At 74.2% G+C, this 13551-nt stretch carries 15 protein-coding genes and 1 pseudogene; 7 read left to right on the forward strand and 9 right to left on the reverse strand.

From position 1 onward, the window contains the following. Window positions 1-72 precede the first annotated feature (72 nt). On the forward strand, window positions 73-702 hold the full coding sequence (locus AB0442_RS06515; protein ID WP_366161018.1) for a pyridoxamine 5'-phosphate oxidase family protein: 630 nt from the start codon (window positions 73-75) through the stop codon (window positions 700-702). A 118-nt stretch (window positions 703-820) separates the two neighbouring features. Here AB0442_RS06515 and AB0442_RS06520 read toward each other — a convergent pair whose 3' ends face one another. From AB0442_RS06520 to AB0442_RS06530, 3 genes are all read right to left on the reverse strand, one after another. Further along, on the reverse strand, window positions 821-1516 hold the full coding sequence (locus AB0442_RS06520; protein WP_366161020.1) for a CBS domain-containing protein: 696 nt from the start codon (window positions 1514-1516) through the stop codon (window positions 821-823). 118 nt (window positions 1517-1634) lie between these two features. Further along, the gene (locus AB0442_RS06525; RefSeq protein WP_366161022.1) at window positions 1635-2261 is read right to left on the reverse strand and encodes a CBS domain-containing protein; all 627 of its coding nucleotides are present in this window, start codon (window positions 2259-2261) and stop codon (window positions 1635-1637) included. 120 nt (window positions 2262-2381) lie between these two features. Continuing rightward, window positions 2382-3425 (reverse strand): alcohol dehydrogenase catalytic domain-containing protein, encoded by a 1044-nt coding sequence (locus AB0442_RS06530; RefSeq protein ID WP_366161024.1) that lies wholly within the window; start codon window positions 3423-3425, stop codon window positions 2382-2384. A gap of 192 nt (window positions 3426-3617) precedes the next feature. On the opposite strand from AB0442_RS06530, the gene AB0442_RS06535 reads away from it, so the two are divergent. After that, on the forward strand, window positions 3618-5336 hold the full coding sequence (locus AB0442_RS06535) for a GAF domain-containing protein (RefSeq protein WP_366161026.1): 1719 nt from the start codon (window positions 3618-3620) through the stop codon (window positions 5334-5336). A gap of 2 nt (window positions 5337-5338) precedes the next feature. Here the strand turns inward: AB0442_RS06535 and AB0442_RS06540 are convergent, their stop codons facing one another. The 6 genes from AB0442_RS06540 to AB0442_RS06565 form a co-directional block, all read right to left on the reverse strand. Next, on the reverse strand, window positions 5339-6322 hold the full coding sequence (locus AB0442_RS06540; protein ID WP_366161028.1) for a hypothetical protein: 984 nt from the start codon (window positions 6320-6322) through the stop codon (window positions 5339-5341). A 22-nt stretch (window positions 6323-6344) separates the two neighbouring features. Then, window positions 6345-6467: a hypothetical protein gene (locus AB0442_RS06545; RefSeq protein WP_366161029.1), complete on the reverse strand. Its 123-nt coding sequence runs from the start codon at window positions 6465-6467 to the stop codon at window positions 6345-6347. A gap of 110 nt (window positions 6468-6577) precedes the next feature. Continuing rightward, on the reverse strand, window positions 6578-7270 hold the full coding sequence (locus AB0442_RS06550) for a response regulator transcription factor (RefSeq protein WP_366161031.1): 693 nt from the start codon (window positions 7268-7270) through the stop codon (window positions 6578-6580). Window positions 7271-7333: 63 nt separating this feature from the next. After that, window positions 7334-7936, reverse strand: coding sequence for a CBS domain-containing protein (locus AB0442_RS06555; RefSeq protein ID WP_366161032.1), 603 nt, complete (start codon window positions 7934-7936; stop codon window positions 7334-7336). Continuing rightward, window positions 7933-8382, reverse strand: coding sequence for a CBS domain-containing protein (locus AB0442_RS06560; RefSeq protein ID WP_366161033.1), 450 nt, complete (start codon window positions 8380-8382; stop codon window positions 7933-7935). The genes AB0442_RS06555 and AB0442_RS06560 overlap by 4 nt, the downstream gene beginning before the upstream one ends. Continuing rightward, the gene (locus AB0442_RS06565; RefSeq protein ID WP_366161034.1) at window positions 8361-8978 is read right to left on the reverse strand and encodes an OsmC family protein; all 618 of its coding nucleotides are present in this window, start codon (window positions 8976-8978) and stop codon (window positions 8361-8363) included. The genes AB0442_RS06560 and AB0442_RS06565 overlap by 22 nt, the downstream gene beginning before the upstream one ends. Before the next feature lie 209 nt (window positions 8979-9187). Between AB0442_RS06565 and AB0442_RS06570 the strand changes: the two genes are divergently transcribed. The 5 genes and pseudogenes from AB0442_RS06570 to AB0442_RS06590 form a co-directional block, all read left to right on the forward strand. Then, window positions 9188-10066, forward strand: a complete 879-nt coding sequence (locus tag AB0442_RS06570; RefSeq protein ID WP_366161035.1) for a universal stress protein — start codon at window positions 9188-9190, stop codon at window positions 10064-10066. 95 nt (window positions 10067-10161) lie between these two features. Then, window positions 10162-10371, forward strand: coding sequence for a hypothetical protein (locus AB0442_RS06575; protein WP_366161037.1), 210 nt, complete (start codon window positions 10162-10164; stop codon window positions 10369-10371). Window positions 10372-10599: 228 nt separating this feature from the next. After that, window positions 10600-12987, forward strand: coding sequence for a phosphoenolpyruvate synthase (gene ppsA / locus AB0442_RS06580; protein WP_366161038.1), 2388 nt, complete (start codon window positions 10600-10602; stop codon window positions 12985-12987). Next, a complete protein-coding gene (locus AB0442_RS06585; protein WP_366161039.1) occupies window positions 12984-13199 on the forward strand; it encodes a hypothetical protein in 216 nt (71 codons plus the stop codon). The genes ppsA and AB0442_RS06585 overlap by 4 nt, the downstream gene beginning before the upstream one ends. Beyond that, a pseudogene (locus AB0442_RS06590) lies at window positions 13160-13546 on the forward strand (MBL fold metallo-hydrolase); the annotation flags it as partial. The gene AB0442_RS06585 and the pseudogene AB0442_RS06590, both read left to right, overlap by 40 nt. Between the last annotated feature and the right edge of the window lie 5 nt (window positions 13547-13551).

Genomic DNA, 13551 nt, shown 5'->3' on the forward strand with positions numbered 1-13551 from the left:
ATGTCCAGGCCGCCGACCGGCAGCGGAACGGCAGGAGCCCCGGCCGGGCAACGGGGTGACATCGCACGGCGTGTGACGCTGTGCAGGGAACGGCTGGGGCTCAGCCGCCAGGAGGTGGCGGAGCGCGCCGGCATGGCCCTGGAGTACCTGGAGTACCTGGAGTCGTCCGCCGCGGTGCCCGACTCGGCACCCCTCACCAGGCTCGCCGGTGTCCTGGGCACCTCCGTCGGCGAGCTGCTCGGCGCCGGCACGGAGGTGCCGCCCGGGCGGACGGCAGCGGCCGCGCAGCCGGTGGTCGAGGAACTCGCACCGGCGGCCTGCTGGGCGAAGCTCACCCCCGGCGGGGTCGGCAGGGTGGTGCTGTCCACCGGGGACGGTCCGGTCGCACTGCCCGTCAACTTCCGGGTGATGGACGGTACGGTCGTCTACCGCACCGCGGAGGGGAGCAGCGTGTGTCCGGAGGCCGGCGCACGGCTCGCGTTCGAGGCGGACCGCATCGACGACGCGCTGGGTTCGGGCTGGAGCGTTCTGGTGAAGGGCACCGCCGTACGGCTGGACGAGCCGGAGGTCGTCGAGCATCTGGAACACCGCGGCCGGCCCGACCCGTGGGTCGGTGGGGGGAGGGACGTCTGGGTCCGGATCCGGACGTCGTCGGTGAGCGGCCGGCGGATCCGTCCCGGCGGATCCGCCGCCTCCCGATGACACGGTGACCGGTGCCGCCCGCCGTTCGCGGGCGGCACCGGTCACCGTGCGGCGGAGGTCACCGTACGGCGGGCCGCCGTCACGGGGACGGCGGCCCGGATCCGTCGGGCACACCCGGTCAGCTGCCGGCGTGGTAGGCCTGCGGGTGTTCGAGGCGGACGTCGGTGTCGTCCTCGACCCAGTCGAGGGACTGATGGACCGCCACCACTCCGTCGACGGCCCGGCACAGCTGCTCGGCGATCGGGATCAGGCTGCGGCGCGGGAGACGGCCGGCGACGGTCACGACGCCGTCGTGGACGGCGACCCGGACGGTCTCCGCGGGGGTCCAGAGGATCTGCCCGAAGACGTCGTGCACGATCTCCTCACGGATCGCCGCGTCGTTCCGCAGGAACACCTGGAGCAGGTCGCGCCGGCTGACGATGCCGACGAGCCGGCCCGCCTCGTCCACCACGGGCAGCCGCTTGACCTTGTGCCTGTCCATCTGCCGGGCGGCCTCCGGCACCGACCAGGTGGGCCGGGCGGTCACCGCCGGCGAGGTCATCAGCCCTCCGGCCGTCTCGGCCTCGGCGCGGGCACGGTCCTTCGGCGGCAGCCAGCGGCCCGGCGTCCGGCCCTCCGGGTCGGGCAGCACCGCCTCCTTGCGGATCAGGTCCGCCTCGGAGACCATGCCGATCGGCCGGTCCTGGTCGTCGAGGACCGGGACGGCCGTGATGTCGTTGCGGTGGAACAGGCCCACGACCGCCTTGAACGGCGTGTCAGGCCTCGCGGTCACCACTTCCTGGGTCATGACGTCGTGAACGCTCCGGTGCTGCATGGTCCTTGCTCCTCCCTCGTCGGGTCTGCCCCTCCACTGTGCGTCGGCGGTCCCGGCCGGTGCAGGGCCGTTCGGTCCTGCACGCCGGGCCGACCTGCCTCGGACGGCCCGTCGCGCGTCAGCCGCGGGACCCCGTACGGTCGGTGACCGAGACGACGCCGTCGATCGACCGGCAGAGCCTGTCGACGACCGCCGCCAGGTAGGGCGGGTCGATCGTGCCGCTGAGCGTGACCCGGCCCTGGTCGACCCGGAGGTCCACGGCAGCCGGGTCGACGCCGTCGATCGCGCCGAGCACCTCGTCGGCGATCTGCTCGGCGATGGCCCGGTCGTCCCGGAGGAAGACCTTCACCAGGTCGGCCCTGCTGACCATGCCGACCAGCCGGCCGTCCGCGTCCACGACGGGCAGCCGCTTCACGCCGTGCCTCTCCATCTGCCGGGCGGCGGCGACCACACTGGCGTCGGCGGTGATGCACACCGGCGGGGCGGACATCAGGCCGGCCGCCGTGGCCCGGTCACCCTCCCGGCGGGGTACGGCACGCATCTCGTCGGGATCGTCCTGGGCGGCCTGGGTGTGCAGCAGGTCCGCCTCGGAGACCACCCCGACCGGACGGTCCGCCCCGTCGACCACCGGTACGGCGCTGATGCGGTGCACCGCGAGCGTGGCTGCGATCTCGCGGAACCCGGTGTCCGGCGGGACGCGGACCACCTCCCGGGTCATGACGTCGGCCACCTGTCGGTGTCTCACGGTCGGTCTCCTCACCTCGTGCGCGGTTCCCTCTCCGTCCCCCCGGCCGGCCGTACGACGGGCCGGTCGGGGTCCGTGGACGGCGGACGTCGGGCTGTCCGTGTTCACGGCCTGCGGTCCTCACGTGCGGAAGAACGCCACCTTGAGCGCGCCCGTGCGGGCCGGGTCGGCGAACACGTCGTAGCCGTCCTGCATCTCGTCGAGCCCGAACCGGTGGGTCACGAGATCACCGGTGGACAGCCGGCCGGCGGCCAGCATGTCGAGCAGCAGAGGGGTGCTGCTGGTGTCCACCAGACCGGTGGTGATGGTGAGGTTCCGGATCCACAGGTCCTCGAGGTGGAGGGTTGCGCTCCTGCCGTGGACGCCGACGTTCGCCACCCGGCCGCCCGGCCGCACCAGGCGGGTGCAGAGTTCGAAGGTCTCGGGGAGTCCGACCGCCTCGATCGCGACATCGGCGCCGCGGCCGTCCCTGCCGAGCCCGTCCGAGGCCGCCCTCGCCATGTCGTCGGGGCTCAGGGCGCTGTCGGCGCCCGCCCGTCCGGCGGCCTTCCGCCGGCTCTCCGCGAGGTCGACCGCGATGATCCGGGCGGGGCTGTAGAGGCGGGCCGTCGCGATCGTCGCGAGCCCGACGGGTCCGGCGCCGACGACCACGACGGTGTCCCCCGGGCCGACCCGGCCGTTGCGGACCCCGACCTCGAACGAGGTGGGCAGGATGTCCGCGAGCATCAGCGCCGCCTCGTCGGTGATTCCGGCCGGCAGCCTGTGCAGCGAGTTGTCGGCGAACGGCGTACGGACGAACTCGGCCTGGGTTCCGTCGACGAGGTGGCCGAGGATCCATCCCCCTCCCCCCGTGCACTGGCCGTACGCGGCCTCCCGGCACGAGGCGCAGCGGCCGCAGGCGGAGATGCAGGAGACCAGGACGCGGTCGCCGGCCGCGACGGTGCGCACGCCCGGTCCGGTCTCGACGACCGTCCCGACGGCCTCGTGCCCGAGGACCCGCCCTTCTGCGACCTCCGGCACGTCGCCGTGGAGGATGTGCAGGTCGGTGCCGCAGATGGTCACCGCGTCCACGCGGACGATCGCGTCCTCGGGATCGGCGGGCGCCGGGTCGGGGATCTCGGCCCACAGACGGCGGCCCGGTCCGCGGTACGTCAGAGCCTTCATGTCCGGTCACTCCCTCGGACGTCCCGGCGTCGTCGCACGCTGCCGGACCTCCTTCCAGCGTGGTGCCGTCCCGACCGGCGTGCCATGGGCCGGACGGCCCGCCGGGCGGGTCGAGCGGCCCCACTGCCACGGCACCCGGGGCCACCGCCTCCTAGGCTGGAAGGCGGCCACCCGACCGGAGGGGAGGACCGCATGGGAACAGCCCGTGAGGACGACGCGTCCCCGCTGCCGCAGCTCCGTCTGGACGACCTGCTCGACGAGCTCCAGACCCGGTTGGACGCCGCCCGCAGCGCCCGCGACCGGGTGCACAGCCTGCTGGAGGCGGTGCTGGACGTCGGACGGGACCTCGAGCTCACCCAGGCCCTGCGTCACGTCGTCGAGGCGGCGGTGACGCTGGTGGACGCCGAGTACGGCGCCCTGGGGGTGATCGGGGAGGACCGGACCCTGTCCCAGTTCATCCCGGTGGGCGTGAGCGACGAGGTGCGGGAGCGGATCGGTCCGCTGCCGTCCGGCCGCGGGCTGCTGGGTGAGCTCATCCGCCACCCGCTGCCGCTGCGGATCGACGAGATCGCGGACCACCCGTCTTCGGTCGGCTTCCCGGCGAACCATCCCCCCATGCACAGCTTCCTGGGCGTGCCGATCCGAGTACGGAACAAGGTGTTCGGCAACCTCTACCTGACGGAGAAGCGCGGCGGCGGCGGGTTCGACGCCGAGGACGAGGCGGTGCTCGCCACGCTGGCGGTGGCCGCGGGCGTGACGATCGACAACGCCCGCCTGTACACGCAGGCGAGGCTGCGGGAACGGTGGCTGACCGCCGGCGCCGAGGTCACCAGCAGCTTGCTGTCCGGCGAGCCGGAGCAGGCGGTGCTCGACCTGCTGGTCACCCGCGCGTCGCAGATCGCGGGTGCGGACCTCGCGGTCGTGGCCTTCTGTCTCCCGCGGACGCAGGAACTCGAGGTGCGGATCGCGGTCGGCCTGTGCGGCTCCGACCACCAGGGTCTGGTCCTGCCCGTCAGCGGCTCGTTCATGGGAGCGGCGGTTCGTTCGGCCGGTCTCGTCGTCAGCACCGACGTCCGCAAGGATCCGCGGATCACCGCCGGACCGCCGCGCTGGGAGGGCCTGGGGCCCGCGCTCGCCGTACCGATCGGCACCGCCGAGGGCGGGATCCGCGGCGTGCTCATGCTCGCCCGCGCCGAGGGAGCACCGCTCTTCGACGCGGACGAGTCCGCCCCGCTGCAGGGATTCGGCGCACAGGCGGCCGTGGCGATGGAGCTCGCGGAGCGGCGCCGCGACTCCGAGCAGGTCGCCCTGCTCAAGGAACGCGACCGGATCGCCCGGGATCTCCACGACCTGGCCATCCAGCGGCTCTTCGCCACCGGGATGACCCTGCAGGGCGCCACCCGGTTCATCGAGCACCCGGAGGCCGCCGAGCGCGTGCTCCGGGCCATCGACGACCTCGACGAGACCGCGAAGACCATCCGGTCGACCATCTTCGGTCTGCGGGCCAAGCAGTCGGGACCGTCCGGCAAGGGGTTGCGGGCGAGGGTCGTGGAGGCCGTGGACCGGGCGGCCGCCGTTCTCGGTTTCACCCCGGCGCTGCGGATGACCGGTCTGATCGACGTCACGGTCCCGCCCGAGGCGGCGGAGGAGGCGCTGGCCGTCCTGCAGGAGGCGCTGTCCAACGCCGCGCGGCACTCCGGGGCCACCTCCGTGGAGGTGGGGCTCGCAGCCGGCGCCGACCTGGTTCTCACGATCACGGACAACGGAATCGGCCTGCCGGAGGGCGGACGGCGCAGCGGCCTGGCCAACCTGGCCGAGCGGGCGGCCGCCATGGGCGGCGGGTTCGACGCCCGGGTCCGCGCCGGGGGCGGCACGGAGCTGGTCTGGCGGGTTCCGCTGCCGGCCGCCTGAGGTCACTCCTGCGGGTCGATGCTCTCGGCCACCGGGAGCCTCGGCGTGGGTGCGCCTTCGGGCCCGTAGCCGAGCCTGAGGAGCATCTGCACGCAGCCGGGCCCGTGGGACGGGTCGCGGGTCGCCCACCGCTCGTGGGGCCGTTCGAGGGCCTGGTGCAGCATGGACGCGCGGACCTGGTGGACGGTGGCGACCAGGAGGACGTGCTGCAGGGCCAGGCCTGCGCGCAGCCAGTCCACCGGGCGGTCCTGGTGGGTGGACAGGACGGCCAGGCACGGATGGGCCTCGAAGACCGCGGGCGGCAGGTGGTCGGCGGGGTCGATGGCGGAGAAGTCCCGCACCGGCAGGTGGCCTGCGGCGTCCTGCGGCCCGAGGGCGCTGCGCGGGATGCCGAGCGGCGGTCCGCCGGGTTCCTGGATCCAGGCGCGGCTCTCGATGCGGCGCCCGATGTCGGTGGTGTTGGTCCGTTCCGCCTCGGCGGTCAGGTGCAGGAGCCGTTCGGTCTCCTCGGGGCCGGGGATGTCGAGCGTCGTCTCCTCCGCCCGTGCGGCCGCGACGAGTTCGGCGAGGACCGCGGGTGGGACGGGCGGGCCGGTGAACGGTGTGCGGATGGTGTGTCGGTGCCAGATCGCGCCGTACAGTTCGGCGGTGCTGGGCAGGGTGACGAGGGCCGGCCGGTCGAGTTCGACGGCTGCCAGCAGGTCGGGTTCGGCCGGGTCGGGCAGCATCCGCACCTCGGGCGCCCGGCCCAGGTGGCGGGCCGCGACGCGCAGGTTGAAGACCGCGGCTCCGACCGAGACGTGGAGGGCCTGGCCCCGCGGGTCGGTCCGGGGCAGCTTCCGCTCGCCGACGGCGCGCACCTCGAGGGTGGAGGTCTCGGGGCGCAGCTTGAAGTGCCACGGCTGGCTGTTGTGGATGGACGGTGCGGCGACCGCGGCGGAGACCAGGGTCTCCAGTGCGGCGGCGTCGAGGGCGACGGTGGACATGACGGCTCCTCCGGGTGTTCGGTCAGCCGGAGGCCGGCCGGTTCGCGTCCTGCGGGGCGTCCAAGCGCTTGCGGATGAGCCGGGTGGTGGGGCTCGTGACGGCGATGCCCCGCCCGTTCGCGCCGCAGTCGATCCGGCGCATCATCGCGGGCTCCTGGGCCAGCAGGGTCGGGGGCGGATGCCCTCACTCCCACGGTCCGCCCGCGGCGCCGGGTGCGCATGGGCCGAGCGGCCCGGTCCGCCGGGCCGGCCGGCTCAGTGCGCACGCGGCGAACGGTGCTCCGTGTCGACCTGTGCGGCCAGGACGGCGGCCTGGAGGCGCCTCTCGACCCCGAGTTTGGCGAGCAGCCGCGACACGTGGTTCTTGACGGTCTTCTCGGCGAGGTACAGCTCCTTGCCGATCTGCCGGTTGGTCTTGCCCTGCCCCACCAGGGCGAGGATCTCGCGTTCACGCGGTGTCAGCTGGTCGAGCAGGGCCCCGGTGTCGGTCTCGTCGTGGTGGCGCAGGCTCTCCATCAGCTTGCGGGTGGTGGCCGGGTCGAGCATCGACTCGCCCGCCGCCACCGTGCGCACCGCACTGACCAGGTCCGCGCTCTTGACCTGCTTGAGGACGTAGCCGGCCGCCCCGGCCATGATCGCGTCCAGCAGCGCGTCGTCGTCGTCGAAGGACGTGAGCATCAGGCAGACCAGGCCGGGCATCCGGTCCCGCAGTTCACGGCAGACGGTGACCCCGTCGCCGTCGGGGAGCCGCACGTCGAGCACGGCCACCCGGGGCTTGAGCGCGGGCACCCGTGCCAGTGCCTGGGCACAGGTGCCCGCCTCGCCGACGACCTCGATGTCGGGTTCGGCGTCCAGCAGGTCCTTCACGCCGCGGCGCACGATCTCGTGGTCGTCCAGCAGGAACACCCGTACGGGCTGTTCGGTGTCGCCCTCCCGGATCGGGTCCATGGCGGCCTCCCTGCACCTGTGTCGTCCCTTCCCCCGATTCTGCGCGTCCGCTCCCCGTACCGCTCAGGCCGGGACGCCCAGCCGGACTTCGGCGTCGACCACACCGGGCACGCCCTTCACCAGGTGTTCCAGCAGCGCGGCCGTCGCCGTGTCGGGGAGCGTGCCGGACAGTGTGATCCGCCCGTCGTCGGCGTGCACCCGCAGACCGGAGGCGTCCGCCGGGCGAAGGGCCGCGATCAGCTCGAAGCGGACCTGTCCGGCCAGTTCCGCGTCCTCGCGCAGGTGCACCTTGAGCAGGTCGCCCCGGCTGACGATGCCCACCAGGCAGTCCTCCGCGTCGACGACCGGCAGGCGCTTGAGGTGCATCCGCGCCATGGACCGGCCGGCCTCGGCGATGGGGCTGTCCGGGTGGACGGTCACGGCCGGCGCGGTCATCATGCCGCCGGCGGTCATGCCGCGGTGGGTCTCGGGTTCGCGGTCCTGGGCGGTCAGCAGGTCGGCCTCGGAGACGACGCCGATCACCCGCCCGTCGCCGGTCAGCACGGGTACGGCGCTGATCTGCCACTGCTGCAGGGTGTCGGCGATCTCCCGGAAGTCCGCGTCCCGTCCCACGGCGATGACCGCGTGGGTCATCACGTCGCCGACGGTGTTCCAGGTGTCGTTCATGGCGTGGTCCTTCTGGTGGGCGGCGCGGCCTCGTCGTGCAGGGTGCTGCGGGAGACCGGGCCGAGCAGGTCGGCGAAGTGCTGCAGGACGTCGAGGAAGAGGTCGTCGACGGTGATGACGCCGACCGGCACGCCGTCGCGCAGGACGGGCAGGCGGCGTACCCCGGTGCGGCGGAACGTCCGGTAGGCGGTGGCGAGTTCGTCGTCGGCGTCGACGGTGAGCGGCGGGGCCGACATCAGTCTGGCAACCGAGGTGTTGGCGTCCGTGTCCCCGGCCAGCACACGGACGACGAGGTCGCGGTCGGTGAGGACGCCCAGCAGGGCACGGCTGTCCGTCACCAGGACGCAGCCGATCGCCCGGTCCGCCATCAGCCGTGCCGCCTCGGCGGCGGTGCTGTCGGCCGGGACGGTCACCGGGGGCGAGATCATGAGGTCCGCGACGCGCACGGCTCGGCCTCCTCCACCGCGACGGTGACCTCGGGCGGGTGGGTCAGCGTGTTGTGGACGGTGCAGTGCGACGCCACGGCGAGCAGCCCGGCGGTCCGCTCCCCGGGCAGCCGAGGGGCGACGATCCGGACCTCCACCGAGGCGATCCTCGCCGGCCGGTCGGTCGCCATCCGGTGGTCCACGGTCACCCGCAGCCCTTCGCGGTCGATGCCGTGCCGGGCCAGGTAGCGGCCCGCGTAGTGGGCGACGCAGCCGGCGAGGGAGGCGGTGAACAGTTCGAGCGGTGTCGGCGCCGTGTCGGCACCGCCGGCGGCGACCGGCTGGTCGACGGTGAGCACGTGACCGCGGACGGAAACGGCGCACTGGTCGTCGCGCAGGTGGACCGCCTCGGTGCGCCCCGCTCCGCACGGGTCCCCGTCGGCCGCTTCGCGGACCAGCCCCGCGGCCACCTGCCCGGCCTCGGCACAGGTCAGCACGGCCCGCCCGGAACCCCCGAGGTCGAGCACCACCGCGCGGCCGGTGGCGGCGGTGTCGGCGCGGGTGACGAGGATCGACCGTCCGGCCGCGGTGGTCGTCGGGTGGGTCGGGGGCGCCATGGCGGTCCTCCGTGCTCCGGGCCGCCCGCGGGGACGCGGGCTTCTGCTCCCAGGACAGCGCATCCCGCGGGTGGCGGCCAGGGCCGGCCGGTTGTGCCCCGGCGGGCCCGTGGGTACCCCGTGGACGGGGCCGTTCGGCCCTCCCGTGCCGACCGGGGCCGACCGTAGCTTGGCAGCGAGGCACTGGCCGCTCAGGGGTGGAGGAAGCCATGCGATCCGCTGCTGCACACCGTCCGATCGTGCTGGGCGTCGACGGCCCGCCTCCGAGCCCGACCGCCGTGGCCTGGGCCGCGGACGAGGCCGACCGGTGGGGCCGGCCGCTGCGGATGGTCCACGCCGTCTCTCCGGCGCCGTACGGCTTCACCGGCGCCGAATGGGTCGGCAGCCTGAAGGAGCAGCACCGCGAGGGCGGCGTCGTCCTCGACAAGGCAGCCGTTCTGGCCCGTGAACGCCACCCGGCCCTGGAGATCACGACCGCCACCGTCGAGGGTGTCACGGACCAGGTCCTGTGCGAGGAGTCCCGGCGCGCCGACCTGGTGGTCGTCGGGTCGCGGCGGCTCAGCCGTGCCGAGGAGTGGCTGAGCGCCTCCTCGGTCACCGTCCCGCTGAGCGCCCAGGCGCACTGCCCGGTCGTCGTGGTCGGCGCACCGGAGCACTCGACCCAGCAGCCGCCGTACGTGGTGGTGGGGGTGGACGGCAGCCGTTCGTCGGCCGCCGCCGTGGACTTCGCCTTCGGCCTGGCGGCACGGCGCGGCGCGGAGCCGCGGGCCGTCTGGGCGTGGCACCGTCCGCCGTTCCTGCCGGTCGACGAGCGCACCGCCGTGCTGACCCTCCGGCGGCAGCTGTCCGAGACCGCGACCGGGCGGGGCGAGTCGTACCCTGACGTCCGGCTGACCCACGAGGTGCTGGTGGGGCACCCGGTCGAGCAGTTGGCCGCGGCGTCGGCGCACGCCCTGGCCGTGGTGGTCGGCCGGCGCGGCCACGGCGGGTTCACCGGCATGCGTCTGGGCTCCGTCCCTCACGGGCTGCTGCACCACGCGCACTGCCCGGTCGTCACCGTCCCGCCGCCCGCCGACCACCGCCGCTGACGTGTCCGGCGAACGGGCCGGCACCCTCCGGTCACCCCCGGTGGGGACCGGGCCGGAAGGCCCGGACCCGCGTGAGCCGGTCACGCTGCTCTTCCGTGACCTGCGGACTTCTCCGGACGGCCGGCGAGGAGTCCGGCCACCACCCGCTGCCGGTGCTGCTCGCCCGGCACGGCTGGAGCGCCCACCGGCTGATCCACGCCCTGGGTGTCGGGGAGCACGCGGCGGCCGACATCGTGGCGCACGCGCAGCGCATCGCCGCGGGACACGGGCGCCCTCCCGAGGACGGCACTCATCACCCCGGGTGACCGGCGACTCCGGGCCGTCCGGCCCACCGGTCCGGGGCCCCGGGGCCCTGGGAGCCGGAAGGCGGCCGGACGGAAGGTGGAGGCACCGGCACCCGCCGAGGAGGTGGCAGCAATGCCCCGGACCATGATCGTCAAACGCCCCGGCGCCCAGCCCCGTCCACTCCCGCCGCTCGACCTGCGCACGCCGTCGGGCCGTCGGCTGCCCTACTGAACCGTCCGGGAGGAGCCATGCGCCGAGTGATCCGGTTCGCCGACCTCGAACGGGGCGATGTCGGCCTGGTGGGAGGCAAGAACGCCTCCCTGGGAGAGCTGGTCGGGCACCTCGGGCCGGCCGGTGTCCGCGTGCCCGACGGCTTCGCCACGACGGCCGACGCCTTCCGCGAGTTCCTGGCCCGGGGCGGTCTGCGGGACGAGGTCGCCGCACAGTTCGACCGGCTGCGTGGGGGCGGCCCGCTCGCCGACGTCGGCGCCGCCGTCCGGGCCGCCGTCCTGGCGACACCTCTGCCCGAGGCGCTGGCCGAGGAGATCACGGACGGGTACGCACGGCTGGGCCGGGAGGCGGGCCGGACGGACCCCGACGTGGCCGTGCGCAGCAGCGCCACTGCCGAGGACCTGCCGGAGGCGAGCTTCGCCGGGCAGCAGGAGACCTACCTCAACGTCCGCGGGCCCGAGGCCCTGGTGGACGCCTGCCGGCGGTGCTTCGCGTCGCTGTTCACCGACCGGGCGATCGACTACCGCGAGCGGCTGGGGTTCGACCACCTCGCGGTGGCGCTGTCGGTCGGCGTGCAGCTGATGGTCCGCTCGGACCTCGGAGGATCGGGCGTGATGTTCACCCTGGACCCGGAGAGCGGGTTCCCGGAGGCCGTCGTGGTGAGTGCGGCCTGGGGGCTCGGCGAGACGGTGGTCAGCGGCCAGGTCGACCCCGACGAGTACCTGGTGTTCAAGCCCCTGCTGAAGGACCCGGGGCTCGATCCGGTGCTGCAGACGGTCTGCGGCCCCAAGCGGCACAAGTCGGTGTACGGCGACGAGGGCCTCACCCGGATCGTCGAGACCTCGGCGGAGGAGCGCGGCGCCCTGGTGCTGGACCACGGCGAGGTCCGGCGGCTGGCCGAGTGGGCGGTCGCCGTCGAGGAGCACTACGGCTGCCCGATGGACCTGGAATGGGCGAAGGACGGCCGCACCGGACAGCTGTTCGTCGTCCAGGCCCGGCCTGAGACCGTGCAGTCGCGGCGCCGCGGGACCGTTCTGCGGCGCTACCGGCTGACCGGCACCGGCGAGCGGCTGGTGGACGGCATCGCCGTGGGCGAGGCGATCGGCGTCGGCCCGGTCAGCAGGCTGAGCAGCCCCGTCGAGATCGGCCGCTTCCCCGCCGGCGCGGTCCTGGTCACCACGATCACCGACCCCGACTGGGAACCGCTGATGAAGAGGGCCTCGGCGATCGTCACCGACCACGGGGGACGCACCTCGCACGCGGCGATCGTCAGCCGCGAACTCGGCGTACCGGCCGTGGTCGGCACCGGCCGGGCGACCGAGGTCCTCGACGACGGACAGGAGGTCACCGTCTCCTGCGCGGAGGGCGCCGAGGGCCACGTCTACCGCGGCCGCGTCGACTTCGAGGAGTCGGAGACCGACCTCGGCTCGCTGCCGGCCACCCGGACCAAGGTGATGCTGAACCTGGCGGACCCGGCGGCGGCGTTCCGCTGGTGGCTCCTGCCCGCGGACGGCGTGGGGCTCGCGCGGACGGAGTTCGTCGTGGCCCACCAGGTCCGGGTGCATCCCCTGGCCCTGCTCCACCCCGACCGGCTCTCCCCCGAGGACCGGCGGCTGGTGGACGCGCTGAGCGACGGCCACCCCGACCGCACCGAGTACTTCGTCGACCGGCTGGCCCAGGGCGTCGCACGGATCGCCGCCTCCCGCTGGCCCGACCCGGTGGTGGTGCGCACCAGCGACTTCAAGACCAACGAGTACGCCCGGCTGGTCGGTGGTGCCCCGTTCGAGCCCGTCGAGGCGAACCCGATGATCGGGTGGCGCGGCGCGAGCCGGTACTACGACGACCGCTACCGGGAGGGCTTCGCCCTCGAATGCCGGGCGCTGCGCCGGGTCCGTGACGAGATGGGGCTGACCAACCTGGTGGTCATGATCCCCTTCTGCCGTACCCCGGAGGAGGCCGACCGGGTGCTCGCGGTCATGGCGGACAACGGCCTGGAGCGGGGCCGCAACGGGCTCCGGGTCTTCGTGATGGCCGAGATCCCGGCGAACGTCCTGCTCGCGGAGGAGTTCGCGCAGCGGTTCGACGGCTTCTCCGTCGGCAGCAACGACCTGACGCAGCTCACCCTCGGCGTCGACCGCGACTCCGACCTGCTCGCCCACCTCTTCGACGAGAGCAACCCGGCGGTCACCCGCAGCATCGAGACGCTGATCGCCACCGCCCACGCGGCCGGCCGCCACGTCGGCCTGTGCGGCCAACGCCCCAGCAACGACCCCGCGTTCACCCGCTTCCTGGTCGACGCCGGGATCGATTCGATCTCGGTCACCCCGGACAGCTTCGCCGCCGTCAAACAGCAGGTCGCGGCGGCGGAGCACGCCCGGCACCGCACGGAGCGAGGACCGCTGTGAACACCACCGCACCCCCGTCCCCGGCCCCGCGCCCGGGCCTGCTCACCTTCCTCGGCGGCGTCGGCACCGTCACCGGCAGCACGTTCCTGGTCGAGACCGACCACGCGCGGCTCATGGTCGACTGCGGGCTCTTCCAGGGCCTCGCCGAACTCCGCCGCAACCGCCCCGTCCGCTGCCGCTCGACCCGGCCGACGTCGACGCCGTCGTCCTGACCCACGCCCACCTGGACCACTGCGGCCACCTGCCCGGACTGGTCCGCGACGGGTTCCGCGGCCCCGTCCTGACCACCCCGGACACCGCCCGGCTCGCCGAACCGGTCCTCCGCGACAGCGCGCACCTGCTCCGTGAGGAAGCCGACCACGCGAACGGGCACGGCTGGTCCGAGCACCGCCCCGCCGAGCCGCTGTACGACGGCAAGGACGTCGAGAACACCCTGCGGATGTTCGACCCCGTCCCGCTCGACACGGACGTCGAGATCGAGGCGGGGACGGTCCTGCGCCTCGAACGGGCCGGGCACATCCTCGGTTCCGCCCGGGCGCACCTCACCCTGGAGGACGGGCACAC

Source organism: Kitasatospora sp. NPDC085895 (genome assembly GCF_040702125.1).
Lineage (GTDB): Bacteria > Actinomycetota > Actinomycetes > Streptomycetales > Streptomycetaceae > Kitasatospora > Kitasatospora arboriphila.